The 2439-nt window shown below is 62.2% G+C and carries 2 protein-coding genes and 1 pseudogene; all 3 read left to right on the top strand.

Going from position 1 to position 2439, the window contains the following annotated elements; genetic code table 11:
- Positions 1-391, top strand: a pseudogene (locus PDO_RS12685) (transketolase); the annotation flags it as partial.
- On the top strand, positions 391-1353 hold the full coding sequence (locus tag PDO_RS12680; protein WP_007602136.1) for a transketolase family protein: 963 nt from the start codon (positions 391-393) through the stop codon (positions 1351-1353). The pseudogene PDO_RS12685 and the gene PDO_RS12680, both read left to right, overlap by 1 nt.
- Positions 1350-2439, top strand: a 1090-nt coding sequence (locus PDO_RS12675; RefSeq protein ID WP_007602135.1) for an FGGY family carbohydrate kinase, incomplete at its 3' end; no start/stop codon positions are given. The genes PDO_RS12680 and PDO_RS12675, both read left to right, overlap by 4 nt.

The raw sequence follows: 2439 nt of genomic DNA, 5'->3' as shown, positions 1-2439 counted from the left end.
CTTCGTGCTCACCGGCGACGGCGAACTGCAGGAAGGCTCGAACTGGGAAGCCGCGATGAGTGCCGGCAATCGCAAGCTCGGCAATTTCACCCTGATCGTCGACCGCAACCGCCTGCAGCAGGGCATGGGTACGGAAGAGACCAACGGGCTTGACCCCTTGGACGACAAGTTCCGCGCCTTCGGCTGGGATGTCGAATTTGTTGACGGTCATGATGTGCCGGCGCTGCTCGATGTCTTGAGCCCCGTCCCCGGCGGACGTTCCAAGCCGCTCTGCGTCATTGCCAACACCATCAAGGGCAAGGGCGTGTCGTTCATGGAGAACAAGGCATCCTGGCACCACGGCGTGCCGAACGCAGAACAACTCGATATAGCAATGAAGGAACTGGTGTAATGGCCGCTGCCGCTGCAAAACAGGAAGGCTATTTCGACTGCCGTGATGCCTGGGCACAGACGCTGGAAAGCCTGGCCGAACAGGATCCGCGCATCGTCGCCGTGGTCAATGATTCCGTCGGCTCATCGAAGCTCGGCGGCTTCCAGAAGAAATTTCCCGAGCGCCTGATCAATGTCGGCATTGCCGAACAGAACATGGTCGGCGTCAGCGCAGGCCTGGCCAATGGCGGACGCATTCCCTTCGTCTCGGCCGCCTCCTGTTTCCTGACCGGCCGCGCACTGGAACAGATCAAGGCCGACATCGCCTATGCCAATTTCAACGTCAAGCTGATTGGCCAGTCCTCCGGCGTCGCCTATGGCGAACTCGGCCCGACACACCATTCCATCGAAGACTTCGCCTGGCTGCGGCCGCTGGATGCGATCACCGTGGTGGTTCCCGCCGACCCATGGGAGACCGCAGAAGCGGTGAAATGGGCGGCCAGCCACGAAGGCCCGGTCTATCTGCGCCTGAGCCGCATGCCGGTTCCAAACCTAGAGATCGCCAATCGCAAATTTCGGCCCGGTCGAGCCGAACTGGTGCATCAAGGCGGTGATGTCACGCTGATTGCCTGTGGCACCATGGTGCATCTGGCTGCCAAGGCCGCGATTGCACTGGCGGCAGACGGCATTTCGGCCCGCGTTTTGAACATGGCCACCCTCAACCCGCTCGACGAGGCAGCCGTGGCGGCGGCGGCCCGCGAAACGGGGGCGATCGTCACCATCGAGGAGGCTGGTATTCGCGGCGGTCTCGGTGGTGCGGTCGCTGAATTCACCGCCGGAAACCTGCCGGTTCCGGTCGAGCGCATGGGCTTTCCCGGTTTCGTGCCGACCGGCTCGGTCGAGTGGCTGTTCGAGCATTTCGGCCTCACGGTTCCCGGCATCATGAAAGCCGCAAACACGGCGATCGGGCGCAAACGCCCATGAGCACAAGGCATATCATCGCCATCGACCAGGGCACGACCAATACCAAGGCCATCCTCGTCGATGGTTCCGGCACGGTCATCGCCAAGGCATCGGCGCCGTTGAAATCCCATTATCCGCGTCCGGGCTGGGCTGAACAGTCGGCCGACGACATTTGGGCCAGCGTGCAGATGGTGATCGCCGAAATTCACAATGCAACGGCGGTTGATGTCGACGGGATCGCGATCGCCAACCAGCGTGAAACGCTGGTCGTCTGGGATGCGACGACCGGGCAGCCGATTGCACCTGCGATATTGTGGCAATGTCGACGCACGGCCACGGCCTGCGCGCAACTGATCCGGGATGGCGCGAACCCGGCCGTTACCAAGTCAACCGGCCTTTCCATCAACGCACTTTTTCCCGCGTCCAAACTCGCCTGGGTCATGGAGAATATCGCGGGAGCAAAATCCCTGGCCGCCGGCGGGCAACTGCGTGCCGGCACCGTGGATTCGTGGCTGCTCTATAAACTGACCGGCGGTCAGACTTTCGCCACCGATCATTCCAATGCGTCGCGGACCCAGTTGTTCGACACCGCCAGCCTGACCTGGGATGACACTCTCTGCGACGTGTTTGGCGTTCCACTGTCGGCTTTGCCCGCGCCAAGACCGTCTGACAGCCTGTTCGGCCACACGGCCGATGGAACGACAGCACTCGGTCCGGACATTCCGATCCTTGCAATGATGGGCGACAGCCATGCAGCACTCTATGGCCATGGCGTGCGCAAACCAGGCCTGGTCAAGGCGACCTATGGCACAGGTTCGTCGCTGATGACGCTGACGTCGCAGCGCATCATGTCCAGTCACGGCTTGTCGAGCACGATTGCCTGGAGTGACCGCCACGGAACAGCCTATGCGCTGGAAGGCAACATCACAGTGTCGGCCCAGGCCGCCGCCTTTGCTGCAACGATGCTCGGACTCGCCGACGCGCAGGCCCTGTCAGACCTCGCTCAGACAGTTGAAGATTCCGCTGGTGTCACCTTCGTCCCGGCGCTCGCTGGCCTTGGCGCGCCGCACTGGAATGACAATGCCACCGGCACCATTTCCGGTATGA

The organism is Rhizobium sp. PDO1-076, from assembly GCF_000247475.1.
Classification (GTDB): Bacteria; Pseudomonadota; Alphaproteobacteria; order Rhizobiales; family Rhizobiaceae; genus Allorhizobium.
This window is presented reverse-complemented; position numbering and strand designations above follow the sequence as displayed.

Bases quoted from the DNA above. Each gene is read 5' to 3' on its own strand.
- PDO_RS12680 (WP_007602136.1), top strand. From the start codon at position 391: ATGGCCGCTGCCGCTGCAAAACAGGAAGGCTATTTCGACTGCCGTGAT.